The 26,642-nt window shown below is 74.8% G+C and carries 17 protein-coding genes; 8 read left to right on the top strand and 9 right to left on the bottom strand.

Going from position 1 to position 26,642, the window contains the following annotated elements; genetic code table 11:
- Positions 1–152 precede the first annotated feature (152 nt).
- From O7633_RS01875 to O7633_RS01845, 7 genes are all read right to left on the bottom strand, one after another.
- A complete protein-coding gene (locus tag O7633_RS01875; protein WP_282328447.1) occupies positions 153–1,232 on the bottom strand; it encodes a cellulose binding domain-containing protein in 1,080 nt (359 codons plus the stop codon).
- Between the two features lie 455 nt (positions 1,233–1,687).
- Positions 1,688–4,825: a M48 family metalloprotease gene (locus tag O7633_RS01870; protein ID WP_282325627.1), complete on the bottom strand. Its 3,138-nt coding sequence runs from the start codon at positions 4,823–4,825 to the stop codon at positions 1,688–1,690.
- On the bottom strand, positions 4,807–5,271 hold the full coding sequence (locus tag O7633_RS01865; RefSeq protein WP_278134935.1) for a hypothetical protein: 465 nt from the start codon (positions 5,269–5,271) through the stop codon (positions 4,807–4,809). The genes O7633_RS01870 and O7633_RS01865 overlap by 19 nt, the downstream gene beginning before the upstream one ends.
- 200 nt (positions 5,272–5,471) lie before the next feature.
- Positions 5,472–6,659: a hypothetical protein gene (locus tag O7633_RS01860; protein ID WP_282325626.1), complete on the bottom strand. Its 1,188-nt coding sequence runs from the start codon at positions 6,657–6,659 to the stop codon at positions 5,472–5,474.
- Between the two features lie 50 nt (positions 6,660–6,709).
- On the bottom strand, positions 6,710–8,218 hold the full coding sequence (locus tag O7633_RS01855; RefSeq protein WP_278134931.1) for a PQQ-dependent sugar dehydrogenase: 1,509 nt from the start codon (positions 8,216–8,218) through the stop codon (positions 6,710–6,712).
- 96 nt (positions 8,219–8,314) lie between these two features.
- The gene (locus O7633_RS01850; RefSeq protein ID WP_282325625.1) at positions 8,315–9,358 is read right to left on the bottom strand and encodes a hypothetical protein; all 1,044 of its coding nucleotides are present in this window, start codon (positions 9,356–9,358) and stop codon (positions 8,315–8,317) included.
- Complete coding sequence (locus O7633_RS01845) at positions 9,322–10,473, bottom strand: transporter substrate-binding domain-containing protein (protein ID WP_278134927.1); 1,152 nt, start codon at positions 10,471–10,473, stop codon at positions 9,322–9,324. Before O7633_RS01845 ends, O7633_RS01850 begins: the two co-directional genes overlap by 37 nt.
- 225 nt (positions 10,474–10,698) lie before the next feature.
- Between O7633_RS01845 and O7633_RS01840 the strand changes: the two genes are divergently transcribed.
- The gene (locus O7633_RS01840) at positions 10,699–12,339 is read left to right on the top strand and encodes a hypothetical protein (RefSeq protein WP_282325622.1); all 1,641 of its coding nucleotides are present in this window, start codon (positions 10,699–10,701) and stop codon (positions 12,337–12,339) included.
- Here O7633_RS01840 and O7633_RS01835 read toward each other — a convergent pair.
- Positions 12,332–12,814 carry a hypothetical protein gene (locus O7633_RS01835; RefSeq protein ID WP_282325621.1) on the bottom strand — a complete coding sequence of 161 codons (483 nt, stop codon included), beginning with the start codon at positions 12,812–12,814 and terminating at the stop codon, positions 12,332–12,334. The genes O7633_RS01840 and O7633_RS01835 overlap by 8 nt on opposite strands.
- 171 nt (positions 12,815–12,985) lie before the next feature.
- Between O7633_RS01835 and O7633_RS01830 the strand changes: the two genes are divergently transcribed.
- Positions 12,986–13,219: a hypothetical protein gene (locus O7633_RS01830; RefSeq protein WP_074476115.1), complete on the top strand. Its 234-nt coding sequence runs from the start codon at positions 12,986–12,988 to the stop codon at positions 13,217–13,219.
- Positions 13,220–13,274: 55 nt separating this feature from the next.
- Here O7633_RS01830 and O7633_RS01825 read toward each other — a convergent pair whose 3' ends face one another.
- Positions 13,275–13,667 carry a hypothetical protein gene (locus O7633_RS01825; protein WP_074476116.1) on the bottom strand — a complete coding sequence of 131 codons (393 nt, stop codon included), beginning with the start codon at positions 13,665–13,667 and terminating at the stop codon, positions 13,275–13,277.
- A 239-nt stretch (positions 13,668–13,906) separates the two neighbouring features.
- Between O7633_RS01825 and O7633_RS01820 the strand changes: the two genes are divergently transcribed.
- The 6 genes from O7633_RS01820 to sthA all read left to right on the top strand — a co-directional run bounded on the left by O7633_RS01820 (position 13,907) and on the right by sthA (position 26,573).
- Positions 13,907–19,471, top strand: coding sequence for a pentapeptide repeat-containing protein (locus tag O7633_RS01820; RefSeq protein ID WP_282325620.1), 5,565 nt, complete (start codon positions 13,907–13,909; stop codon positions 19,469–19,471).
- Between the two features lie 79 nt (positions 19,472–19,550).
- Positions 19,551–20,231 (top strand): hypothetical protein, encoded by a 681-nt coding sequence (locus O7633_RS01815; RefSeq protein WP_282325619.1) that lies wholly within the window; start codon positions 19,551–19,553, stop codon positions 20,229–20,231.
- Positions 20,228–20,995, top strand: a complete 768-nt coding sequence (locus O7633_RS01810) for a class I SAM-dependent methyltransferase (RefSeq protein WP_282325618.1) — start codon at positions 20,228–20,230, stop codon at positions 20,993–20,995. Before O7633_RS01815 ends, O7633_RS01810 begins: the two co-directional genes overlap by 4 nt.
- A 107-nt stretch (positions 20,996–21,102) precedes the next feature.
- Positions 21,103–22,593, top strand: a complete 1,491-nt coding sequence (locus tag O7633_RS01805; RefSeq protein ID WP_282325617.1) for a TIR domain-containing protein — start codon at positions 21,103–21,105, stop codon at positions 22,591–22,593.
- Between the two features lie 429 nt (positions 22,594–23,022).
- Complete coding sequence (locus O7633_RS01800; RefSeq protein ID WP_282325616.1) at positions 23,023–25,032, top strand: family 43 glycosylhydrolase; 2,010 nt, start codon at positions 23,023–23,025, stop codon at positions 25,030–25,032.
- A 137-nt stretch (positions 25,033–25,169) separates the two neighbouring features.
- Positions 25,170–26,573: a Si-specific NAD(P)(+) transhydrogenase gene (gene sthA / locus O7633_RS01795; protein ID WP_074476121.1), complete on the top strand. Its 1,404-nt coding sequence runs from the start codon at positions 25,170–25,172 to the stop codon at positions 26,571–26,573.
- Positions 26,574–26,642: the final 69 nt, after the last annotated feature.

Below are 26,642 nucleotides of genomic sequence, written 5' to 3'. Positions count from 1 at the left end.
CGGCGCGCAGCCGGGCGGGAAATGATGCAACTGTCACAACAGGCTCCAAATCCGGGGCCCGGCTGCTGATTCCCCGTCCGGCGACAGGTAACGCAGGTCACAGGGCGGTGGGCCCCCCGCGAACACTACGGGCGCAGGGGGCCCACCGGGCGTCAGACGGTCGAGCAGGCGGCGCCGTTGAGGGTGAAAGAGGACGGTTTGCCGGCGTTGCCGGTGTGGCTCGCCTGGAACCCGATCTCCACCGACCCGTTCGGCGCGACGCTGCCGTTGTAGGAGACGTTGCGGGCGGTCACCGCGCCGCTGGTGGGCGTGTAGGTGGCGTTCCAGCCGCCGGTGATGCTCTGCCCGGCCGGCAACGTGAACGCCAGGGCCCAGCCGTTGACGGCCGCGGTGCCGGTGTTGGTGATCGTGACGGACGCGGTCAGGCCGTTGCCCCAGGCGTTGACCGTGTACGCCACCCGGCACGCACCGGACGCCGGGGGCGTGGTCGGCGGCGGGGTGGTGGGCGGGGGCGTGGTCGGCGGGGGCGTCGTGGGCGGCGGCGTGGTCGGCGGGGGCGTCGTCGTCGGGGGCGTGCCGCCGATGCTGCCCGGCACCGCGCGCAGCGCGTTGTACCAGGCGGTGGCCATCTTGCCGTAGCCCGTCGCGTTGGGGTGGATGCCGTCGGCGAGGTCGGCGTAGGTCAGCGCGCTGCCGATGTCCACGAGGTGCACGCGGCGGCCGGCGTTGACCTTGCTCTGCACGATGCCCGGGATGGCCGCGTTGTACGTCCGCACCGCGTTCTCGGTGCCGGAGCGCGGGATGATCGTCGCGACGAAGACGTCCGCCGACGGCGCGGTCGAGGTGATGCGGTCGATCAGCGTGGACAGGCGGGACGCGGCGGCGGTCGGGTCGCCGTACATGTCGTTCGTGCCGATGTGCAGCAGCACCGTGCGGGGGGTCGTCGCCCGCAGCCAGTTGACGACGTTGGCGTCGACCTGGGAGATGGTCCAGCCCGAGTGGCCCTCGTGGTCGTGGTCGCCGAGGCTGGCCGGCCCGTTGAACATCGAGCCGACGAAGTCGATCCGGTAGCCGCCGGCGGCGAACTTCTGCCACAGGTCGATGCGGTAGCCGCCGGGGACGTTGAAGCCGTCGGTGATCGAGTCGCCGAGCGGCATCACCCGGACGCCGCCGTTGGACTCGGCGTTGGCGGGGGCGATCGCGAACGTGACGGCGGTGGCGACGACCGCCATGACGGCCGCCGCGGCGCCGAACAGGCGATTTCTTCGTGTCATGCGTATCCTCCCGATGGTGGTTGCCCGGGCGAGGGACGTGCCGGGGCGAGGTGCGGAATCCGGGCGCGGCGTCGGCCCCGTCGAGGTCCGCCCGCGGACGGCGGGCGGGGATGAACGGCGGCACGGCGGGTCGGCGCGCCACCGCAACTGCCGGGGGCGGCGCGGGAAGGCCAACCGTCAGCAGTGCCCGTGCGGCTGCGCCGCCGGCCCCGGTGTCCGGGCGGACGACCGGCGGCCCGTGGCTGGAGCGTGCCCTTCACCCTGGCCGCCGACACCATAACGTGTTACCGCTAACACCCACAATGGATCGTCAGCTGGCGATACTTCCAGGCGCGCGGCGGGCGGGACCGGGCCCCGGCTGCGGCGGCGGAACAGCGCGTGCCGGGCGCGGAGGAGGCGCGGCGGGACCGGCGTCAACGAGGGGTGGGCGACGGGGACGAGGACACCTGCGGGGTCGGGTCGGGCGGCGCGCCCAGCGGCCCGTCGAACACCACCGCCGGCCGTTGCGCGTCGCGCGCCCGGTGGAAGATCTCCATGCGCAGCCGCGCCGCGTCGGCGGGGACGAGGAAGGCGTAGTTGAGCCGCCGCACCGCCCCCGCGTCCACCGTCGGGCCGGCCTTCGGGTACTCCGGGTCGGGCACGACCAGCGCCAGGGTCTCCCGGTCGTCGACCAGCCCCCGGAAGGAGAACTCGTTGACGTCCAGCGCCCCGGGGCGGCCGTTGGTGAGGCTGGCGATCACCAGGGCGTACCAGGCGCCCTGGACCTGGACCCGGTGCGGCGCGGCGAGGGTGAGCGTGACGCCGTCGGGCCACGCGTACGTCTGCCCGAAGGCCAGCCGGGCCGGCGTCGGCACCGGCCCCGACGGGACGGGGTCCGGCGGCGGTGGGGTGGCCGGGCCGGGACGGCCGGCGGTGGCGGGCAGCCACCGGCAGTAGTTGGTGACGGCCACCTCCGCCGGGTCCTCGCGCCTTGCCTCGCCGCGCCGGGTCCCGTCGTAGAGCACCTGGCCCAGGGCGCGCAGCCCCGGCGCGTCGGAGCCGGCCGCCCGCCGGCCCACCTCGACGTGGGCGACGGCCCGCTGGTCGACCAGCAGCAGGCGGCCGGGCGCGGCCTGCGCGAACCGGCAGGCGTCGGCGGCGGCGACGGAACCGGCGGCCGGCGGGGGCGCGGCGGCGGCGACCTGTTCCGGCACCAGCGCCCCGGCCCGGCCCGGCAGGAAACCCTTCGTGGCCAGCCACATCGCGACGACCGGCGCGGCGTAACCGAGCACGAGCAGCCCGGTCACGACGGCCACGACGGCGCGCGGCCAGCCCCGGCCCCGGCGGAGCCCGGCCGGCCCCGCCGGGTGGCCCTGCGGCCACCGCGCGCGACGCCGCCGCGCCAGCCGGGCCACCGCCGCCACGACCGTGCCGGCCACCAGCGCCGCGGCCAGGCCGAACACCCCGACCACGGTGTACGCGCTGCCGATGGCCAGCACGCCCTGGTAGACGTCGCCGCAGCCGGTGCCCAGGCAGAGCTGGACGAACGTGATCGTGAGCAGCACCGAGACCAGCGCGTAGCCGGTGAGCACCGCCGCGACGAGGGCGTGCGCGGGGCCGAGCCCGACGTCGGCCCGGCCGCCGAGGGCTGCGGCGACGAACGCCACCACGAGCTGCCCGAGCGCGACCGCGCCGAGCAGCGCGTAGACGTTGAGCAGCGCCCGCTGGTAGCTGCCCGGGTCCAGCTCGCGGCCCAGCCAGGTCGCCGCCGCCACCAGCAGCCGCCCGGAGGTGGCCTCGTTGACGGCCAGCGCCACGACGAAGACCAGCACGGGCGGCAGCAGCGCCACCGCGGGCCGGATGCGCGGCCGGGGCAGGGCGGCCGCGCCGTCGGCCCGGTCGAGGCGCACCGCCCGCAGGGCCCCGCCGCGCCGCGCGGCGGCCGTCAGCGGGTACGCCGCCGCCGCGAGCAGCGGCAGCAGCACCCACGGGTCCAGCGCGCTGGCGAACACGCCGACGGGCAACGCGACGGGCACGCCCGTGGCCGCCACCGAGGTCCCCGTCGACCAGGCCGTCAAACCGGCGCCGAAGGCGAGCGCGGCCAACGCCTGCCCCGCGCGGACGACCGGGGTCAGGGTGCGGCCGGCCGCCGACGGCAGCCACGCCGCCGCCGAGGCCACCGACCAGCGGGCGAACAGCAGGCAGCCCAGGGCGAGCAACGCCAGCGCGAGCACGCCCTGCACCGGGACCTGCCGCAGGATCGACGGCCAGGTCCCGTCGTCGCTCAGCGGCGCGGCGACGAGTTCGCCGCCCGCGATGCCGGCGGCCAGCGCCAGGCCAGGGCGCACGCCGGTGGGCAGCGGCGCGCCGGCCACCAGGGACACGAGGGCCTGCCGCCACAGGCCGGTGCCGACGACGGTCACGGTCAGCGCGCCGAGCAGCGCCGAGGCCAGCAGCAGGCCGTGCAGCCGGTCGCCGCCGAGCAGGTTGGTGGTGATGGTGCTCAGGTACGGCAGCGAGACGCCGACGGTCACGCCGGCCGCCAGCGCCTCGACGGTTCCGGCGCGCAGCAGCGCCTCGGGCCGGCGTACCACCTCGGCGCGGTCCGCGTTGGTCGGGTGCAGCCGCAGCAGCCGCCACCAGGCGCGCCGAGCCGGCCCGAGCGGCCCACCCGCCGGTGGCCGGCGCTCCGGGAAGGCCGGCGGGTGGAAGAGCGGGTCGGCGCGGTCGGGGCCGGTCGCCGACGCGCGCACGTCGGCGTGGTGCTCCCGGGCGCGGACCACCGCGGCCCGGACGAGCCAGAGCAGGGCGACCGCGACGGCGAGCCGCCACCCGACGGGCCACAGCAGGGCGGGGCTCCGGACGGCCACGAACGCCAGCAGCGGCACGGCCACCACCAGCAGGAACGCCCAGCCGCTGAGCAGCGCCAGGACGGTGCGGTCGACGTCGCGGTTGCGCAGGTGGGCGAGTTCGTGCCGGACCACCGCCCGCAGCGCCAGCAGGCCGTCGTCGCTGGTGTCGTGCAGCAGTCCCCGGTTGAGGCGTACGTGGTAGTGGGGGTGGCAGCCGAAGGCCCGGCCGCCCGGCCCGGTGCGGTACGGGTTGACGACGAACCGGGGCGGACGGGCCACCCGCGCCTCGTCGACCAACCGGGCGACCTCCCGCGCCGCGACCGGGTACACGGCCGGGTCGAGGGGGCGCAGCCCCTGCCGACGGATCAGCCGGCGGGGGTGCCGCCGGTAGCCGACGAACATCGCGGTCGCCACCAGCGTCGCCGCGCCCAGGCCGACTCCCGCGCGGCGCACGTCGACGGCCGAGTTGCAGGCCAGGTAGTCGTCGGTGACCCGCTGCGGCGAGGCGGTCGCGGCCGCCGTGTCGGCGGCGGCGACGCACCGCCAGTAGCTGCTCTCCCAGCCGGTCAGGCCGCCGGCCACCGCGTCGTAGGTGTAGGCGGCGGCGCTGAGGGTCAGCGTCATCAGCAGCAGGAACAGCGAGGTGGTGGCGGGCGGGAGGGTGAACGGGTTCAGCCGTGCCCGGTCGGCGGCCGGGTCCGCTACGGCCGGGCGTTCCACCGCTTCACCAGCACGGCGGCGAGGTCGGCGGCGAGGGCTTCGGGCGCGCCCCGGTCGGCGGCGCGCCCGGCCGCCAGGGCCCTGATCCGCTCCTCCTGCCCGGGCGGGATCGGCGGGGCGACGCTGTCCTCGTCGACGGTGGGCCCGCGGAACGGCCACCAGCCCGCCGCCCGGTAGCGACGCCCGGCGGCCTTCGCGCCGGCGACGACGAGGTCCTTGCAGATGTCGACGACCACGGCCGCGGCGAGCACGCCGACGGCCTGGCCCGCCTCCTCCCAGCCGGCGGCCGTGGGCTCCGCGCCGGCCCGCCGCGCCCGGCGGGCGGCGGCCGGGTCGCGCAGGTAGGCGGTCGCCACGAAGTCGAAGTCCGCCAACTCGTCCGGTGCCACCTCCGCGACGATGTCGCGGGCGATGTCGATGACCTTGCGCTGTTCTGTGACCGGCACCACGTTCTCCCCTGAATCCGGAGTCAGGGGGGAGCGTGGCAGAGCGGCGCGGGGCGAGGTGTCGGCTGACCGACACAGCCCTCGCGTCCGCCGGATCGGCCGACCGTCGACGCAGCCGATCGGCCGGCGGCCCCCGGGCGGATGACGGCTCCCGGGCGGATGACGGCTCCCGATGTCGGGCGGGCGGCGGCGGCGGGCGGCTACCGCCCGCCGCGCGGGCGGGCGGCCCGCGCGCCGGCCAGTGCCAGGGCGGCCAGCGCCAGCACCACCGCGACGCCGCCCACCACGAGGGACGCGCCGTCGCGCCCGGCCCGGCCCGGCAGGTCGCGCCCGGCGGCGGCACGGTCGCCGCGCGCGCCGGTCCGGTCGGCTGCGCCCGGAGCGGCGGCGCGACCGGTCGGCCCCGCAACGCCGGGGCGTGCGGACGGGGTCGGGCCGGCGGGCAGGGCGTAGCGCAGGATCCGCGGTCGGGTGCCGGGTGGCTGGTTCGCCGTCTCCGAGACCGTCAGCAGGGACCGGCCGTCGCGGCTGTAGCTGACCGACTCCCCCTGCGGCTCGTGCGGCAGCGCGATGCTCCTCGGCCGGCCGGTGGTGAGGGCCGCGACGAGATCACCGTCGGGGACGTCGAACTCGAAGGCGTCGGCGTAGGTGCGCAGCACCACCCGCCGCCCGTCGGGCGCGTTCGCCCCGCCCGTGACCACCCGCCGCCCCAGGAAGGAGTACGGGTTGCGGGTCGTGGTGGACGGGAGTCGCACCTGTCCCACCCGGGCCAGCGGCACCGTCCCGCCCGCCCGCAGCGGCGCGGCCGGGCGGTACAGGCCCGCGCTGCCGCCCTGTTTCGTCACGACCACGGGCCGCCCGCCGTCGTCGACCAGGAGGGCCTCCGCGTCGTGGGCCCCGTCCGGGTACGTCATCCGGTGCAGCACCGGACGGGCCGCGCCGGGCGACAGCCGCCACAGGGCGACGGTGCGGCGGGCCCGGTCGTTGTCGCCGATGTCGGCGACCCAGATCGTGCCGTCCGCGCCCACGGCCAGGTCCTCGGTGTCGCGCGGGCGCGACGGGTAGCGCACCGCCCGCACCACCCGGCAGCTGGCGTCGAGGAAGAAGATCCGGCGGCGGGACTCCTCGTCGGCGCCGTCGTTGACCGCGACGAACCCGTCGTCGGTGGCGGCCAGCCCGGAGATCTCGGTCAACCGGTCGTCGCGGATGTCGCACACCGGCCGCCCTGCCGGCGGGGCGGGCGCGGCGCCGGGGCGGGCCGCCGCGACGACGGGGGCCGCCGCGACGACGGGGGCCGCCGCGACGACGGGGGCGAGGACGACGGCCACCGCGGCTGCGGCCACCGGCCACCGCCACCGGGGGTGCCGGGCCGATCCAGGTCTGGTCACCCCCGCATCATCGCGGCCGCACCGTCCATCGGGGAATCCGGTGCCGCCGCCTACTGATCCACCTGGCACGCGGCCCCGTTGAGCGCGAAGTCGGCGGGGCGCGGATTGCTCGCACCGGAGCTGGCCTGGAAGCCGAAGCTCGCCGTGGCGCCCTGCGGCAGGCTGGCGTTCCAGTCGACGTTGCGGGCGGTGACGGCGGCCCCGGACTGGGTGACCTGCGCGTTCCAGGCGTTGGTGACCCGCTGACCGGCGGCGAACGACCAGGTCAACGCCCACCCGTTCAGCGCCGGCCCCCGGTTGGTGACCCGCACCTCCGCCGTGAACCCGCCCGTCCACTGGTTGGGGGTCCAGGTGACCAGGCAGGTCGCCGGCACCCCGGTCGGCGGGGGCGTCGTGGGCGGGGTCGTCGGCGGGGCGGTCGTCGGCGGGGGCGTCGTGGTCGGCGGGGGCGTGGCGTCGCGCGGCGGGAAGCGCAGGATCCGGTCGTCGGTCGCGGTCGGCGAGCCGCGCCCGTCGCGGTTGCTGGTGGCGACCCAGAGCCACCCGTCCGGGCCGTACTCGACCGTGCGCAGCCGCCCGTAGGTGCCGACCAGCTCGGCGACCGGGGTGCCCGCGCCGCCGACGCCGTCGAGCGGCACGTTCCACAGCCGGGTCCCGCGCAGCGCGGCGACGAAGAGCCGGCTGCCGGCGATCGTCGCGCCGCTCGGGGACGCCTCGGCGGTCGTCCAGACCAGCAGCGGGTCGCGGAAGCGGGGGTCGTTGCCCCGGCCCTCCACCGTCGGCCAGCCGTAGTTGCCACCGGCGACGATGACGTTGACCTCGTCCCAGGTGTTCTGCCCGAATTCGGTGGCGTAGAGCCGGCCCTGGGCGTCCCAGGCCAGGCCCTGCACGTTGCGGTGGCCGAGGCTGTAGACCAGCGACCCGGGGAACGGGTTGTCGGGCGGGACCGACCCGTCGGGCCGCATCCGCAGGATCTTGCCGTTGCGGCTGGCCGGGTTCTGCGCGTTGGCGGTCTGCCCCGCGTCGCCGACGCCGGCGTAGAGCAGGCCGTCCGGGCCGAAGGCGATGCGCCCGCCGTCGTGGGTGCTGGCCCGGGCCAGGCCGGTGAGGATCGGCGTCTGGGTCTGCGGATCGGCGAGCCGGAACCGGACGATCCGGTTGTCCGTGGCGGTGGTGAGATAGACGTACACGTAGCCGTCCTGGGCGTAGGTCGGCGAGACGGCGAGGCCGAGCAGGCCGCCCTCGCCGACCGGGGTCACACCGGAGATCTGGGCCACCGCCTCGGTCGGCTGGCCGGGCCGCACCCGCAGCACCTGGGCGGAGTTGCGCAGCGTCACCAGCGCGCTGCCGTCGGGCAGGAAGTCCATCCCCCAGGGCACCGTCAGGCCGCTGGCGGCGACCTGGGGGCGGCTGAGGTCGAAGTCGCCGACGGCGAGGGCGACACCCGCCACCGGGCGGGGGCCGGCGGCCGACGGCGGGTCGGCGAGGGCCGCCGCGCCGACGCCGCTCACCGCGAGGCCCGCCACGACCGCCGCCACCATCATCGACCGGGCTCTCACGGCACACCCCTCCCACCAGCCAGCCAACCATCGGCGTCAATATATCCGGCCGGCGGGGGATCCGACAGCTCGGCGACGCGGGCCGGGTGCCGGCAATCACCGGGCGGCGGGGAGCCGGCCGTCGCAGCGGACGTCCGGGTCGGCGACCGGCCGCCGGGGCATCATCCAGTCCAGGACCGTCTCCTCCACCGGCCAGCCGTGCACCGACACCACGCTGTACGGCACCCGCGCCGCCTCCGGGCAGAGCACCTGCGACCGGACCCGGCCGTTCGGCAGGAACCGCACCCCGGCCGCCCGGTCCAGCACGATCGTCGACGTGTCGGTCACCGTGATGAGCGCGCCGAGCACCACCTCCGGCCCCGTCCGGTCGGCCGGCGTCGGGTCCGCGCCGGTGCCCGCCTCGGCGTCGGCCGCCCCCGCCGGGGCCAGCTCGACCGCGGCGGTCGGCAGCACCGGGACCCGGAGGAAGACCGCCCCCATCACCAGCGGCAGCACGGCGGCGACCGCGTACGCCAGCCCGTGCGTCAGCACCGGGGCGCTCCAGCCGGGGATCGGGCCGGTGAGCAGCACCGCCGCGGCGGGCGGCACCGCCAGCAGCGCGGCCGTGGCCAGCTCGTCCTGCCGCAGGGCCGACCAGATCGCCGGGCCCAGCGCGGTGTACGCCAGCACGGCCGCCGCCAGCGGCAGCGCCACACTCACCAGCAGGATCCGGGTCGGCTGGTCCGGATGCAGGTAGCGGGTGCGCAGCGCGAGCAGCCAGAGCCCCAGCATCAGCAGCGTCGGCAGGAAGCGCAGCTGCCACGTCAGCGCCCCCAGCGCGACGGCGCCGGTGAGCACCCAGCCCGGGGTGCGCGCCGTCCCGGAGGCCAACAGCGACCGCTCCGGGTCGAACCGGTCAGGGGCGCTGAGCCGCAGCAGCCGACCGAGCACGCCGAACGTGAGCACCACCAGGGGAAAGGCCCAGACCAGCGCGATCAGCAGCGCGCTGAGCAGGCCGAGCGGGCTGACGTACTGCACCAGCAGCAGCATGGTGGACATGTCCTGCCGGCTGAGCTGCCACAACCGCAGCACCAGGAGCAGGACGGGGAACGCGGGCAGGAGCGTCAGCAGCCACTGCTGCGCCTGCCGCGCCCCCGCCATGCGGCGCGGCCGCCCCGACTTGCCGGGGCCGGCGGCGATCCGGGGTGCGCCGGGGCCGGTAGCGCGATCCTCTCCCACGGCCACTGCCGTACCTCCACCTTCCTCGGCTCGGGCTGCCGCTGTTCCGCGACGGACTGCGGGAGGTTGTACCGCTGCTGCCAGCGCAGGTTCGCGTCGTACGCGTTCTCCCAGGTCGAGTTCTCCTCGTCCTCGGCCGACGCGTATAGGGCGAGGTCGACCAGGTCCCGCAGCGCCTCGTTGGGGCCGGTGTTGACGCCCCACTTCTCCTGCGCCGAGGAGCCGATGTCCCAGTGCCGCAGCGGCTTGGCGCCCCGCAGCTCGGCCGGGAAGCGCTGACCGTCGTCGTCGGGCCGGTCGCCGGTGACGAAGCCGGCAAGGATCGCGGCGTCGGTGGTGACCGCGTACACCTTGCCGTCGTAGAGCAGCTGGACGCAGTCGCTGATCCGGTTGCGGCCGATCGGCTTGGCGCCGGCCTCCCGCAGCCGCTGGGCGGAGGTCGAGGTGGTCAGCGTGCAGACCGTCCGGCCGCCCAGGTCCTCCAGGCTGCTCACCTGCTCCGCGTCGCCGACGCTGTCCAGGGTGATCACCGACTGCTCCGTGTAGAGGTAGGGGGCGGAGAAGACCGCGCCCTCCTCCTCCCGCTGCTTGGTGATGCTGTAGGAGGCGATCACCAGGTCGACGGTGACGAACCCGTCTCCGTCGCGGGCCTGACGGCGGGCCCGGTCCTCGCTCTCGATCGGCAGGAACCGCACCTGGGACCGGTCGAAGCCGAGGTAGCCGGCGATCATGTAGGCGATGTCGACGTCGAAGCCCTTCCACACGTTGTTCGGGAACCGCTGGGAGATGCCGGGCTGGTCGTCCTTCACCCCGATGAGGAGCTGCTGCCTGCCCTTCATCCCGGCCTGCTCCAACAGCTCGTCGCGGGTCGGCGGGCCGAACGCGAGCACGATCGGGATCAGGGCCGCCGCGAGGACGGCCAGCGTGACCGCGAGCCCCACCAGCCGGATCTGTCGGACCCGCGTGACGCGCGGCGGGGCGTCCCCCGCCGTGGCCGGCCGGGCCGGGCCCGGCTCGCTTGCCTGACTCAACTGCATCCTCCCCCGCCACACGGCCACGTGACCGGCCCTCCATTGTGAGCCACCGCCCGGGTCACGGCGAGCCGCCATCCCCCGGCGACCGGCCGGATACCGGACAGGCCGGCCGCCGGCCCGCCGGGCGGGCCCCGATTCGGCGGTATCGCCCCGGCGGCGGCGGCGATCGCGAGAGAGTCGGTGCCGAGAGGGTCGGTCCTGACCACCCGGCGAGAGGAGCAGGATCCCGTGCCACGATCCCGTCGCCTGCCGGCGCTGCTCGCCATGGCCGGGGGCCTCCCGCTGGTCGAGGCCACGATCCTGATGTGGCTCGACTTCGTCTCGCCGCAGGCGCTGGCGCCGCAGGTCACGGCGGTCTGGCCGTACGACACCTACCACGACCTGCGGTGGCTGTTCGTCTACCACGACTCGTGGCCGACCTTCGGCCTCGGCATGGTGGCGGCGATCGTGCTCCGGGGCGCCCTGTCCGCGCTGCTGGTCCTGCTCTCCTGGCCGGCGCAGGCGCCCCGCCCGCCCACCGGCGCGCTGGTCCGGCGCAACCTCGGGGTGGCCACGCTCACCGCCGCCATCGTCACGCCCTTCGCCGCGCTGTCGGTCGCGGCGTCGGCGGTGGCCCTGTCCTGGTACCTGTTCGTCTCGCTCGGCCCGATGATCCTGCTCGCCCCCTTCCTGCAACGGATGGCCGTCGTCCCCCACGGGTGGCGGGGCCTGCCGTCCGCGGAGCTGTTCGGCTGGTCGCTGCTGGACCTGGTGCTGCTCTCCGTGACCGGCGGCCTGGTCTGGAGCGCCGCCCCGGGCTGGACGCCGTTGGTCGCGCTGGGCGCGGGGGTGTGCAACGGGCTGCTCTGGCACCAGACGGTGCGCGCGGCCCTGCGGCCCGCCCACGTGCGGTTGCCACGGCTGCCGGCGGTGCCGGTCGTGGTGGTGCTGGCGCTGGCCGTGCCGCTGGTCATGCAGATCCTCGCGGTGCCGCGCAGCGGCATGCGGGACTCGTTCGGCCCGCCGCTGTTCTCGCAGCCGCTCGCGGCGTCCGTCCCGTACGCGGTGCTCCTGCTCGCCGGGCACGACAGCACCTACGACGGCCGGCCGGCCGCGGACCCCCGGGTGTGGCGCTACTCCTACGCCGGGGTGGACGCCCGGGGCCGGCCGTTGCCCTACGCGGCGTTGGCCACCCACCAGTCGCTGGCGACCAGCTCGGAGCTCCTGGCCGCCCAGGTCGACGCGCTGCACCGGCTCACCGGCCGGCCGGTCGCGCTGCTCGGGGAGAGCGAGGGGGCCATGGTGGCGCGGACCTACCTGCGCGACCGGCCGGACTCGCCGGTGCGCGCGCTGCTCATGTTCAGCCCGCTGGTCCGCTCCGGGCGGGCGTACTATCCGCCGGCGGAGGCCACCGGCGGCTGGGGGGTCGGCACCGGCTGGGTGCTGCGCGCCATGTTCGGACTCGCCAACCGCCTCGGCAACGGCACCAGCAACCCCGACGAGCCCTTCGTCCGCTCCCTCATCGACAACGCGCCCTTCTACCGCTACCAGACGATGTGCCCCGTCCCCGGGGTGCGGATGATCGCCTTCCTGCCGACCGTCAGCTCCGTGGAGGCTCCGCCGGGGCCGTTCACCAGGATCCCGGTCGTCGAGGTGCCCGCCTTCCACGCGGGGTTCCTCGGCCGCCGGGCCGTCGCCGACGAGATGATCGACTTCCTCGCCGGCCGGAACCTCGACAAGCCACGCGCCGAGTACGGCGTGCTCCAGCGCCTCGGGGCGGCCTGGCAGGCGCCGCCCCTGACGGTCACCCTGAACCCGGCCTGGCGAAGCCAGGTCCCGCCGGGCACGAAGCCGTTCCTGAAGTCGCAGCTCTGCGCGCCGGTCAGCTGATCCCCCGCCCGCCCGGCGCGGCGGGCCGCCGGCGGCCCGCCGCCCGCAGGCACCCGGCGAGCAGGCACACCGCCACGGCGGCGAGCAGCGCCGACAGCGCCCGCTCGACCGGATGGTAGGGCAAGAGCAGCACGGTGAGCAGGATGCCGAGCGAGCCCGCGCCGGTCGCCGCGAGGATGGTGGCCCGCCGGTTCACGGTCAGCGCCAGGGCCGCCGCGACCGTCGCCAGCCCCGCCGCGAGCTGGAGCCACGCCCACCCCGTGACGTCGAGCCGCCGGAACCCCTCGTCGACCACCACGTACGGGTCCACCCGCACGACGCTCGCCCCGACCGCCGCGTCGATGGCGCCGGCCACGCCGAGGAGCAGCCCGGCGACGAGCCGGCCGCTGCGCCGGTCGTCCGGCCCCGCCCCGCTGTCCGGGGGACCGGCCCGGCGCGGAACGGGTCCGTTCGGATCCAATCGCTGTCCTCGCATGCCGCTCCAGCGTGGTGCATCCCGGGCGCGCCCGGTGGCGCGGCCGTCGTGGCTCCCGTCGCCCTGCCGCCGGCAGGGCGACCGCCCTGTTGCCGAGGATGTCAGGTCCGCCGTCGAAGGCGGGCAGAAAGGCCCTATTTGGCGGGGCGCTGGCGGGCGTATTGTCGTCGTGTGGCACAACGGAGCGTCAGCCGCGCGCGGCCGGTCGTCGTCCTGGCCGGGATCAGCGTGACCGCCTCGGTCGCGATGGCGGTCGGGGTGTGGGGCAGCCGTCTCTGGGCCGGGAACTCGTTCGTGACCGCCTGCGTGGTCACGGCGCTCGTCGCGTCCGTCGGCGGCCTCGTCGTCGTGCCGTTGCTCAGCCGGTTCGCCGCGCGCGGGAACGGCCGGTCCTCGGCCGACTGACGCCCCACAGGCCAGCGCACCCCCACCTCGCGCCGGGCGGCGGGCCCGGGCCGGGTCAGGGCGCGCGGCCGTCGGTGGGCGTCCCGCCGCCGCGCCGCCGGACCAGCCAGCCGACGGCGGCCCCGGCCCCCGCGCCCCCGCTGGCGACGAGGGCGAGCTGCATGATCTGGTCGGCCTGCAGTCCGGCCCACTTGGCCATCGAGATGACCACGACGATCGGCAGCAGGGCCGCGCCGGCGTAGACGAGGAACATCAACGCCTGGTGCCAGCGCAGCCGGATGTAGAGCTGGTTCGTCGTCTCGTCGTCGGTCGCCCGGCGCAGGTGGTGGTCGCGGAACTCCAGCTCGGTCCTGGGGGGCTTGCTGTCGTAGGGGCTCGGCTTCCCGCGCCCGACGGCGCTCCGGCCGCGCGGTGTCCGATCGTTGTTGTTCGTCGCCGGGGCGCTCACTGTGCCCCCTCCCGGGGGATCGGAGGTTGTTCTGTGGGGGAGCAACATGTCCAGGCTACGACGACCACGACTGTCGCACAACGTGACTGCGAGCGTCCGTTCGCGTGTCGTCCTGCGTGACGCCCGACATCGCCGTCACCCGTCCGAGGGTATCTGCCAGAAACCAGCCGGGTGCCTGCTCCCTCATGGAGCAACACCGCGTACAGTGGAGACACCCCCTCCGAGGAGGTGTCGGCGTCATGGCCAGGCCGGAACTGACGAAGATCATCGCTGCCCGCATCCGCCGCCTGCGCGACGAACGCGGCTGGTCCGCCCGGCAGCTCGCCGAGCAGTGCGAGCAGCTCGGCACGTCCTCGCTGTCCCGCAGCGCGATCGCCAAGATCGAGGCGGGTCTGCGGGGAATCGACGTGGAGGAGCTGCACCTGCTGGCGACGGCGCTCGGGGTCACCTTCGACCAGCTCACCGCCGACACCGCGGTCACCGTGCTCCACCTGTCCCACCTGCGGTTCGCGCCGGGGCAGGCGTTCGGCGCACCGGTGCCGGCGGGCGCCCACGAGGAGGTCCTCGCGGCGTTGTGCGCGGACCTGGACCTGGTCGCCCGCAGCCTTCCGGGCGCCCGCCCGGACCTCGTCGTGGTCAGCGGCGACCTGGCGGTCACCGGGCGCCCCCGGGAGTTCGACCTGGTCAAGTCCTTCCTGGAGGGGCTCGCCGAGCACCTCGGCATCGGCTTCGGCCGGATCGCGGTCGTGCCGGGAGAACGCGACGTGAACGAGGCGGCGGCGCGGGCGTACCTGGCGCAGTGCGAGGCCGACGACGTCGCCCCGGTCAAGCCCTACTGGCACAACTGGCGGCACTTCGCCACCCTGTTCGACGCCTGGCCGGAGGACCGCCAGCAGGCCCGGATGCAGAAGGAGCACCCGTGGAGCCTGTTCGAGCTGCCCGACCTGCGGGTGGTGGTCGCCGGGCTCAACTCCACGATCGACGCCGAGCCGGCCGCCGGGACCGGCCCCCGGCCGGGCCGCATCGGCGCGGAGCAGGCCCGGCACGTGGCCGAGTCGTTGGCCACGTACGAGGAGCGGGGTTGGCTGCGGATCGGCGTCGTGCACCATGATCCGCACGGCCGCTCCGAGCCGGCCCACGAGCGGCTCGCCGACGCCGAGCTGCTCGACGGGGCCCTGGGCCACCGGCTGAACCTCCTGCTGCACGGCACCGGCGACGAGAAGGCCCCCGCCGGCGGCCAGTTGGCCGGCGGCCTGCCGACCTACGGGCTGGGTCCCCTCCCGAGCCCGGAGGCGGCCAGCCGCTACCAGCTGCTGCGGTTGACCGAGGACGGCCTGGTCCGGCTCAGCCGCCGGTTCGACCGGGAGCAGGCCCGCTGGCTGGGCGAGACCGCCGACGTGGTCGAGCGGCCCCGGTGGTCGCCGCCGACGCCGGTCGTCTGGCGGGCGGCGGAGAACACCTTCCCGGTGTCGTCGGCCCACCGGGTCGTGGCGCGCTCCGGGGACGGCTGGAGGCCCGCCGGCTCGGACTGGGATCAGCTCGACTCGCGGCGTCTGCTGCTGGACCAGATCGCCGACGTGTGCGTGGCCCGGCACCCGGGCGCGGTGGTGCACCGCATCAAGGGCGCGTTCCCCTACCTGCGGGTGACCTACGCCGACGGCGGGCGGGCGCGGCAGCTGCGCATCGGCGCCTGCGTGCGCACGGTCGACGAGCACGACGTGGACACCTTCCTGGAGCAGGTGCACGGCGCCGACCCCGACGTCGAGTCGGAACTCGTCTACCAGGGCGAGGAGCCGGCGCGGGCGCTGCGCGACTACGCCCGCCGACGCAAGGTGCGACTGCGCAGCTTCCGCCAGTTCCAGGGGCTGCTCGACCTCACCGGCTACCTGCGGACGCAGTCCGAGGCGCTGCTGGCCGACCCCCGCTATCCCGCGCAGGGCTACGTCCCGCAGCGGTTCGTCGACAAGACCCACGCCGCGGCCCGCCCGCGCGTCGACGACGACGAGACCCGCGAGGACCTGGTCGGGGAGCTGCTGGAGCTGGTGGGCGGCGACGAGGGCCGGTTCGTCCTGCTGCTGGGCGACTTCGGGCGCGGCAAGACCTTCGCGCTGCGGGAGCTGACCCGGCGCATCGGCACCGAACTGCCGCACGTGCTGCCGGTCCTGATCGACCTGCGGGCCTCGGACAAGGCCAACACGCTGGAGGGGCACGTCGCGGCGCACCTGGCCAACCACGGCCACGACAAGATCGACCTGCCCGCCTTCCGGTACATGCTGGACCACGGCCGGATCGTGCTGATCTTCGACGGCTTCGACGAGCTGGTGGCCCGGGCCACCTACGCCCGGGCGGCGGACCACCTCGGCACGCTGCTCGCCGCCGCCCGCGGGCAGGCCAAGATCATCGTTGCCAGCCGGACCCAGCACTTCGCCGCGCACTCGCAGGTCGCCACCGCGATGGAGGCGCGGATCGGCAGCCTGCCCCAGCGCCGCGTGCTGAGCCTGTCGCACCTGTCCGCCGCGCAGATCCGCGCCCTGCTGGTCCAGCGCTTCGGTGGGCAGGTCGAGGAGGTCGACCGGCGGCTCGACCTCCTGGCGAGCATTCCCGGGCTGATGCCGCTGGCCACCAACCCACGGATGCTGGGCTTCATCGCCGACCTGCCCACGGACCGGCTGCGCGCGGTGTCGGCGGCGAGCGGCACGATCAGCCCGGCCCGCCTGTACGAGGAGATCATCGACGCCTGGCTCGGCTACGAGGGCGACCGGACGCAGGACATCCGGGGCGTGCCGGTCGGCCTCGCCGCCGGGGACCTGTTCGCGGCGGTCACCGCGCTCGCGCTGCGGCTGTGGGAACGCGGCGAGGCGCTGATGCGGGTCGAGGAGATCCAGGACCTGGCCGGCACGCTGACCGATCTCGCCGGCCGGCACCTGTCCGCCGAGCAGATCACCCATGCCATCGGCGCCGGCAGCCTGCTCATCCGCACCGACGACGGGGTGTTCAGCTTCATCCACGAATCCGTCACGGAGTGGCTGGTCGCCCGGCACCTGGCCGACGACCTCTCCGCCACCGGCCGCGAGCACACCGGCCGGTTGCACGCCCACCCGCTGTCCCAGCTCACCATCGACTTCCTCTGCGACCTGGCCGAGCCGTCGGTCTGCCGGCGCTGGGCGCAGGGGGTGCTGGACGATCCCGACGCCACCCCCGCCGCCCGGACGAACGCGGGGCGAATCATCGCCCGGTTCAGCACCTCCCCCGGGCTCAACCTGCGCTCGGCCCTGCTCAGCGGGCTGCACCTGACCGAGCGGTCGTGGCCGGCGGCGGACCTCACCGACGCGGACCTGACCGGGGCCCGGCTGGCGGACATGGTGCTCGCCGGCGCCACCCTGCGCGGGGCCCGGCTGGCCGGCGTCGCCATCGAGGACAGCGACCTGTCCGGGGCCGACCTGCGGGACGCGGACCTGTCCGGGGCCCGGATCGTCGGCAGCAGCCTGGCCCGGGCCGACCTGACCGGGGCCGACCTGACCGACGCGCGGATCCTCACCACCGACCTGTCCGACGCGGTGCTGACCGACGTGCGGTGGCGGAGGGCGGCGGTGGTGTCGGCGACGGCCGCCCCGGCGGCGCTCGACGGGCTGCGCCGCCGGGGCGCGGTGGTGCTGCCCGGCAGCCCGCTGACCACGGCGGTCCGGCCGGTCGCGCTGGGCGTCCTGTTCGGCTTCGAGGAGGGCCGGCTGCCGCGCCCGGTCGGCTACGACGCCGAGGGCGCGTTGCTGGCGATCGGCTGCGAGGACGGCTCGGTGCTGATCTGCGACGCCCGGGACAACCGGCCGCTGCGCACGCTGACCGGCCACGAGTGGCGGACGTACTCGGTGAACTTCAGCCCCACCGAGCCGCTGCTGGCCACCGGCGCCCAGGACGGCCTCGTCCGCCTCTGGGACGCCACCACCGGCGAGTGCCGGCACGTGCTGTCCGGGCACCGGGAGTGGGTGTGGCCGCTGCTGTTCGACAGCAGCGGCACAATGCTGGCCACCGGCGACAAGGACGGCGTGGTCCGGGTCTGGGAGGTCGCCACCGGGCGACTGCGGTGGGAGCTGCCGGGGCACCGGGCGCCGGTGTGGACGGGCACGTTCAACCCGGACGGCTCGACGCTGGCCACCGGCGACGACGGCGGCGTCGTGCGGCTGTGGGACCTGCGCACCGGCCTGCTGCGGCAGCGCGCGGAGGCGGAGGACAAGCTGACGTACTGGCTGCGGCACGACCCGGGCGGCACCTTCCTGGCCGGTGGCGCGGAGGACGGCGTCCTGCGGCTGTGGGACCCCAGGACGGGCCGGCTGCTGCACCGGCTGACCGGGCACGCGGGGCCGATCTACACCTTCGACTTCCACCCCTCCGGCCGGCACCTCGTCAGCGCCGACGTCACCGGGTCGGTGCGACGCTGGGACCTGCCGGAGGGCTGCCACTCGCCGGTCGGCCGGGAGGTGGGCCGGCACAGCGGGGCCGTGTACCGGGTCGCGTTCAGCCCGCGCGGCACGATGTTCGCCACCGGGGACAGCGACGGGTGGGTCAGGATCTGGGACGACGCCACCTGCGAGGTACGCCACGAGCTGGACCGCCACTACGCCTCGGTGTGGCCGATCACGTTCCGCCCGGACGGTGACCGGCTGATCAGCAGCAGCAACGACTTCACCACGAAGGTGTGGAGCACCGGCAGCGGCGAGTCGGCCGCCGTGCTGCGCGGCCACGGCCGGCAGATGCGGGCCGTGGCCTTCAACCGGGACGGATCACTGCTGGCCACCAGCAGCAACGACGGGCTGGTCCGGTTGTGGGACCCGGTCGCCGGGGAGTGCCGGCAGGTGCTGGAGTCCAACCGGATGGACCGGCTGGTCTCGGTGGCCTTCGGCGCGGAGCCCCATCTGCTGGCCACCGCCAGCAACGACGGGCGGGTCTACCTGTGGGACGCCGAGGCCGGCGCGGAGGGCCGGCAGCTCGAGGTGTCGAGCGACGCGGTCTGGGCCATGGTGTTCGACCCGGCCGGGGACCGCATCGCCGTCGCCAACGACGACCACACGGTGCAGCTGCTGATCCGCACGACCGGGCGCACGATCGGGTGGCTGCGCGGCTTCCGGGGCCGGGTCCGGGCCCTGGCCTACTCCCCCGACGGCGCGACGCTGGCCACCGGCTGCGACGACGAGCTGGTCCGCCTGCACGACCCGGGCTCCGACGAGGCGCGGGTGCTGCCGAAGACGCACAGCGGCCGCATCGTGTCCCTGGCCTACCGGTCGGACGGGCGGATGCTCGCCTCGGCGAGCGCCGACGGCACGGCGGTGCTGTGGGACCCGCACGGGCAGGCCGTGCTGCGGGTGCTCCAGCCGGGGCGGCGCAAGTTGTGGACGGTGGCCTTCCACCCGGACGGCCGGCTTCTCGCCACGGCCGGCGACGACGGGGTCATCGACCTCTGGGACACGCGGACCGGCCAGCGGGTGCAGGAGCTGACGGGGCACACGCGCCGGATCTGGTCGGTGGCGTTCAGCCCGGACGGTGGCCTGTTGGCCAGCGGCAGCACCGACGGCACCGTGCGGCTGTGGCAGCCGGCGTCGGACGGCACGGCCGCCCACCGGTGCACGCTGCTGGGCCTGACCGAGCGTTCCTGGGTGGCGTTCACCCCGAACGGGCGGCACAAGTCGGCGGGCGAGGTCTCGGCCGACTTCTGGCACGTGGCCGGGATGTGCCGGTTCGACGTCGGTGAGCTCGATCCGTATCTGGACAACGTGGGCCGGATACCGGCCGGTGTCCCCCTGCGGGACTGACCCCCGACCTTCCTTCGACCGGACCGCCGGTGTTCGCGCGCGCCCGGACGTGAATCACGTTTCCTCTCATTCTCAGGAGATGACCGTCATGATCTACGCGACGCTGGAGCGGGCGATCCGTAGCGGATCACCCGACCGGGTCGCCGAGCTGGTCCGGACCACCTGGCTGGATCCGATCGCCAACGGCGAGTCGACGCTGTCCGCGGTACGCCACCCGCTGGGTTTCGCCTGCCTGCCGGTGCTGCGCGACGGCCGGCAGGGCGTCTGCGTGCACCTGTTCGGCGAGCGCCGCACACCCGTGCGGCTCTCCGTCTCGCCGTTCCACTGCCACAGCTGGGACCTGCTCAGCCACGTCCTCTACGGCCAGGTGGGCAACCAGCACGTGACGGTGGCGACCGGCAGCACGTACCGGGTGTTCGACACGCGTACCACGGCGGGCGGCGACCGGCTCGTGCCGACCACGCGCACCGTGGACGCCACGGCCGGCGCGCCGGAGCACTGGGCGGCCGGCAGCGCGTACGAGCTGGCCGCCGGGCACTTCCACGCGTCCACCGTCGTGGGCGGCGCGCCGGCCGCCACCGTCGTGCTCGGGTTGCACCATCCGGAGAAGCCGGACCTCACCCTCGGCGCCCTCGACACGCCCGCGCACCGGCTGACCCGGCGGCTGCACGGCCGCGCCGAGACGGTCTCGCTGGCCCGGACCGCCCTCGACCGGCTGACGAGGGACGCCGACCGGTTGACGCCGGCCGGCCGGCGGTGACCGGCGGGGGCCGCGCGGCGGAGGCGGCGCGGGAGGCCAACAGCCGGTGCTACGACGACGGCCGGGCGACCCGGGCGTACGTCGACGACCCGTACCACGCGGTGCGCCGACGCCTGGTCGGCGCGGCGCTGCTGGACGCGCTCGGGGGTCCCGACGGCGGCGACGGGTCCGGCGGTCCGGCCGGGGCCCTGCTGGAGCTGGGGCCCGGGGCGCGGAGCATCTTCGACGGCCTGCCCCGCCCGCGCCGGCCGACCGTGGTCGCCGACCTGTCCTGGGCGGCGCTGGCGGGGGCGCGCGTCGGTGGGCACCACCCGGTCCGGCTCGACGTCACCCGGCCGCTGCCGCTGGCGGACCGGTCGGTGGCCGGGGTCGTCGCGGCCGAGCTGATCGAGCACGTGTACCACCCGGGGGCCCTGCTGGCCGAGATCGCCCGGGTGCTGCGCCCCGGCGGCGCGCTGGTCCTGAGCACGCCGAACCTCGCCCCGCTCCAGGACCGGGTCCGGTTCCTCCTCGGCCGGTCGCCGCGTCAGGTCGATCCGACGCACCCGTACCTGCACCTGCACATCCGCCCGTTCACCGCGCAGATGCTGCGCCGGGTGCTGCGGGCCGCCGGCTTCGTCGACGTGTCGATCCGGTCGAACCACGTCGGCGTCCACGTCGGGCGGGGCCGCTGGCTCCAGTCCCGGCTGCTGGCCCGGCTGTTCCCGGGCCTGGGCGGGTCGCTCGTCGCCAGCGCCCGCCGCCCGCCGGGCCTCGACGGCTGAGCCACGGGCGCCCCGCCCCGACGGCCCGGCCCGCCGTTCGGGCCAGTCGTCGACGCCAATGCGGAGTGGCGTTCACCCCGCGGCCGACGGCCGGGCAGAATTGGCACATGACCGGCCAGTTCGGATCCCCCGCCGACGCGGCTCATTTCCTGATCAGCTATTCACCGGCCGACGAGCGGTGGGCGACCTGGATAGCCTGGGAGCTTGAGCGCGCGGGCTACCGGACGATTCTCCAGGCCTGGGATTTCGTGGCCGGGACGAACTTCATCGAATTCATGGACCGGGCGATCTGCGAATCGATCGCCGTCATCGCTGTGCTGTCGCCCAACTATGTCCGGTCCCGTTACGGGCGGCTGGAGTGGCAGGCGGCGTTCCGCAGCGCGCCCGACGACCCGCAGCGGCGGCTGATCACCGTACGGATCGAGGACTTCGACCCGGAGGGGCTGCTGGCCACCATCACCTACGTCGACCTGGTCGGCGCGGCCGACGAACGGGACGCCCGGCGACGGCTGTTGCGCCGGGTCGGCGAGGCGATGCGCGGCCGGGCGAAGCCCACGGCGGGGCCGGGGTTCCCCGCCGGCCCGGCGGTCGGGCCGGGCGACGACGAGCTGCCGGCCGGACAGCCACCCCCGCAGATCGCCGCGCACCACCCCCGGCTGCGGCTGCGGCACCCGCCGGCCTACCCGCCGCAGCGGTCGACGGGGCACGCCGCGGACACCGAGGTGACCCTGCTGCACCTGCCCGGCCCGCGGTTCGCCCGCCGGCCCGGCGCCGGGCCGGCCCCGCGCCAACGCGCCAAGGAGCTGCTCGACGCCGTCGGCTCCGGCGTCGACCGGCTGCTCGCCACCGGCGGCACCGGCCCGGACGCGCTGCTGATCAGCGGCGACCTGACCGCGGCCGGCGGGATCCGCGAGTTCGACGAGGCGCTGGCGTTCCTGGCCCGGCTCCGCGACGTCCTCGACCTGGATGCGGGGCGGATCGCGGTGGTGCCCGGCCCGCACGACGTCAACCACGCGGCCTGCCGGGCGTACTTCGCGAGTTGCGAGGCCGACGAGGTGCGGCCGCAGCCGCCCTACTGGGACAAATGGCGGCACTACTTCCGGTTCTTCACCGAACTCTACGACGGGGTGGACGGCCCCACGTTCGACCGGCACCGGCCGTGGAGCGTCTTCGAGATGCCCGAGCTCAACCTGGTGGTCGCCGGCATCAACTCGACGATGGCGGAGAGCCACCTTCCGGACGGCCACCACGGGTTGGTCGGCGCGGCCCAGGCACACTGGTTCGCCCGACGGCTCGACCGCTACCGGTCCGGCGGCTGGCTGACCGCCGGGCTGATCGGCCATCCGGCCGCGCCCGACGCCGTCCGGGACCACGACAGCGTCGCGGCGCTGCTGACGCCCCGGCTGCACCTGCTCGTGTCGCCACCGCCGAGGTGCGGCGGGGACGCCGTGTCGGCGGGCGCGGGGCCGACGTTCATCCGGCTGTCCAGCGCAGCGGCCGACGGGTCGGGCGCGGCGGACGATGTCCGGTCCCGGGTGATCGCGGCCGGCCCCGGCCCGGCGACGCCGGAATCCCCGGACATCGTTTCAGGTCGATGACTTGCCGGTGTGAACGGTAACACGCTAGTGTCCGCTGCAGGAGCGAAGGGCGCGCTCCGACCGGCAGCACGGTGTCCGATCCGGGACCGGAGCCGGAGGCACGAGCGGCACCGACGACAGCTGTCCGGGGCCATCCTTCGGGCGTCGCACCATGCCAGGCGCCGGCCGGAGATGGCAGCCTCTGTCGGCCGGGCCCCGGGTTGATGTCGACAGACCCGTGACGTTGCGCAGCCACGATCGTCCAGTCTCACCAGCCCGGACCGTGCCGGGCCGCCACCCGACCGACTTCCGTCCGCCGGCCCACGCCGACGGGCGCGGCGTCGCGGCGGTCGCGGTTCCCGCTGATCCGGCGGCGCGCCCCGCACGCCAGGTCGGCGACCCGCCCGACGTGCCACGACCAGCAGATCCAGGATCGCACAGAGGAGAGGAATGGCAGTGAAACGCTCGCGTCTTCGGCTCTGGCTCGCCGCGACGACGGTCATCGCCGTCAGCGCCGCCGGGTCAACCCTGGCCGTCTCCGCCCAGGCCGCCGTCGGTTGCAAGGTCACCTACACGGTGACCAACCAGTGGCAGGGCGGCTTCGGCGCCAACGTCGTCGTGGACAACCTCGGCGACGCGATCAACGGTTGGCGACTGACCTGGTCCTTCGCCGCCGGGCAGACGATCAGCCAGTTGTGGAACGGCACGGCCAGCCAGTCGGGCGCCCAGGTGACGGTGGCCAACGCCGACTTCAACGCCGCCATCCCCACCGGCGGCAACGTCAACTTCGGCTTCAACGGCACCTGGACGTCGAGCAACCCGGCGCCGACCAGCTTCGCCCTCAACGGGGTCACCTGCACCGGCTCGGTCCCCACGGGGAACCCGACCACGACGCCGCCGCCCACCACGCCGCCGCCGACCACTCCCCCGCCCACCACGCCCCCGCCGACGACGCCGCCGCCCTCGCCCTCGGGGTCGTTCACGAACCCGGTGCTGTGGCAGGACTTCGCCGACATCGACATCTTCCGCGTCGGTGACGCCTACTACTACTCGGCGTCCACCATGCACTACTCCCCCGGCGCGCCGATCCTGCGCTCCTACGACCTCGTCAACTGGGAGTTCGCCGGGCACTCGGTGCCCCGCCTCGACTTCGGCACCAAGTACGACCTCAACGGCTCGCACGCCTACGTCGACGGCATCTGGGCCTCGGCCATGAACTACCGCAAGAGCAACAACACCTTCTACTGGCTCGGCTGCATCGACTTCTCCAAGACCCACGTCTACAGCTCGACCAGCGTCGAGAGCGGCTGGAACCGCATCTCGACCATCAACAGCTGCTACTACGACGCCGGCCTGCTCGTCGACGACAACGACACCATGTACGTCGCGTACGGCAACACCCAGATCAGCGTCGCCCAGCTCTCCGCCGACGGCAAGACGCAGGTGCGCGCGCAGCAGGTCTTCTCCACGCCGTCCAGCGTCGGCACCCTCGAGGGCGCCCGGTTCTACAAGCGCAACGGCAGCTACTACATCTGGCTGACCCGCCCCGCCAACGGCCAGTACGTGCTCAAGTCCAGCTCACCGTTCGGGCCGTACGAGATGCGTCAGGTCCTGCTCAACATGCCCGGCCCGATCTCCGGCGGCGGCGTCCCCCACCAGGGCGGGCTCGTGCAGACCCAGAACGGCCAGTGGTACTACATGAGCTTCATCGACGCCTACCCCGGCGGCCGGGTGCCCGCCCTCGCGCCGATCAACTGGACCTCCGACGGCTGGCCCCAGATCCAGACCGTCAACGGCGCCTGGGGCGGCTCCTACCCCAACCCCCTGCCCACCCGCCCGGTCAAGTCCATGATCGGCAACGACACGTTCCCCGGCACCACGCTCGGCCCGCAGTACGAGTGGAACCACAACCCCGACAACACCAAGTGGTCGGTCAACAACGGGCTGCGGCTCCAGGCCGCCACGGTCACCACCGACCTCTACAAGGCCCGCAACACGCTGACCCACCGCATCCAGGGGCCGACCAGCACCGCCACCATCGAGCTCGACTACTCCACGATGCGCGACGGTGACCGCAGCGGCCTGTCCATGCTGCGCAACTCGTCCGCCTGGATCGGCGTCAGACGCGACAACGGGGCCAACCGGGTGGTCATGACCAACAACATCACCATGGACAGCAACTGGAACACCACGAACACCGGCAGCGAGATCGCCAGCGCGGCGATCAGCGGCGGACGCATCTGGTTGCGCGTCAACGCCGACATCAGACCGGGCGCGGGCCGGCAGGCCCGCTTCTCCTACAGCACCGACGGCACCAACTTCGTCTCCCTCGGCAACGCGCTCACCCTCGACAACAACTGGCCGTTCTTCATGGGCTACCGGTTCGGCGTCTTCAACTACGCCACCCAGGCCCTCGGCGGCAGCGCCACCGTCAGGAGCTTCAACATCACCACCCCCTGACCCGGTCCCCACCCGCGCCCCGGCACGTCGGCCCACCGGCCGGCGTGCCGGGGCGTACGCCCGTCGGCGCCGATGGGCCGGGGGCCACCGCCGAACGTGCGGTGGCGGGGGTTGCGGGATCTTGCGAGGCTTACGGCGTGTATGACTACGACCTGTTGGTGCTGGGCTCCGGGCCCAGCGGTCAGAAGGCCGCGATCGCCGCGGCCAAGCTCGGTCGGCGGGTCGGCATCGTCGACCGCCGCGACATGATCGGTGGGGTGTGCATCAACACCGGCACCGTCCCTTCCAAGACGTTGCGCGAGGCCGTGCTCTATCTGAGCGGCATGAGCCAGCGCGACCTGTACGGCAGCAGCTACCGGCTCAAGGACGAGATCACGGTCGGCGACCTGGCCGCCCGTACCCAGCACGTGATCAGCCGGCAGACCGACGTCATCCGCAACCAGCTGGCCCGCAACCGGGTGACGCTGATCACCGGCACCGGGCGGTTCGCCGACGCGCACACGATCTGGGTCGACGGCGAGTCGGGGCAGGAGTCGCGGGTCACCTTCGACAAGGCGATCATCGCCGCCGGCACCCGGCCGGCCCGTCCGGACAGCGTCGAGTTCGACGAGCGGACGATCGTGGACTCCGACGGGGTCATCAACCTGGAGTCCATCCCCCGCAGCATGGTCGTGGTCGGCGCGGGCGTGATCGGCATGGAGTACGCCTCCATGTTCGCCGCGCTCGGCACGAAGGTGACCGTGGTGGAGCGGCGCGACCGGATGCTCGACTTCTGCGACGAGGAGGTCGTCGAGTCGCTGAAGTACCACCTGCGCGACCTGTCGGTCACGTTCCGCTTCGGCGAGGAGGTGGCGGCGGTGGAGAAGCACGAGAGCGCGGCGCTGTGCGTCCTCAAGAGCGGGAAGAAGATCGTCGCGGACACCGTCATGTACTCGGCCGGCCGGCAGGGCCAGACCGACAGCCTGGCGCTGGAGGCGGCCGGGTTGCAGGCCGACCGGCGCGGCCGGATCACGGTCGACGCGGACTACCGCACGGCGGTGGAGAACATCTACGCCGTGGGCGACGTGATCGGGTTCCCGGCGCTGGCGTCCACCTCCATGGAGCAGGGCCGCATCGCCGCCCAGCACGCCTGCGGGGAGCCGGTCCGCGCGCTCAACGAGTTGCAGCCGATCGGCATCTACACCATCCCGGAGATCAGCTTCGTCGGGAAGACCGAGGAGCAGCTGACGGAGAGCTCCACTCCGTTCGAGGTGGGCATCGCGCGCTACCGCGAGCTGGCCCGCGGGCAGATCGTCGGCGACTCGTACGGCATGCTGAAGCTGCTGGTGTCACCGGCCGACGGCCGGCTGCTCGGCGTGCACGTGTTCGGCACCGGCGCCACCGAGATCGTGCACATCGGGCAGACCGTCATGGGCTGCGGCGGCACGGTCGACTACCTCATCGACGCGGTGTTCAACTACCCGACCCTCGCCGAGGCGTACAAGGTGGCGGCGCTGGACGCGTCCAACAAGATCCGCAACATCGTCCGGATCGAGGGTTAGCCCGACCCCGACCCCGACCCCGGCGCGTCGGGCCGGCCCGCACCGCTCCCGGTGCGGGCCGGCCCCGGG

Origin of the sequence: Micromonospora sp. WMMD712, from assembly GCF_029581295.1 — a bacterium.
Taxonomy (GTDB): domain Bacteria; phylum Actinomycetota; class Actinomycetes; order Mycobacteriales; family Micromonosporaceae; genus Micromonospora; species Micromonospora carbonacea.
The sequence above is the reverse complement of the archived record's forward strand: the minus strand, read 5'-3'. Positions and strand labels throughout refer to the sequence as shown.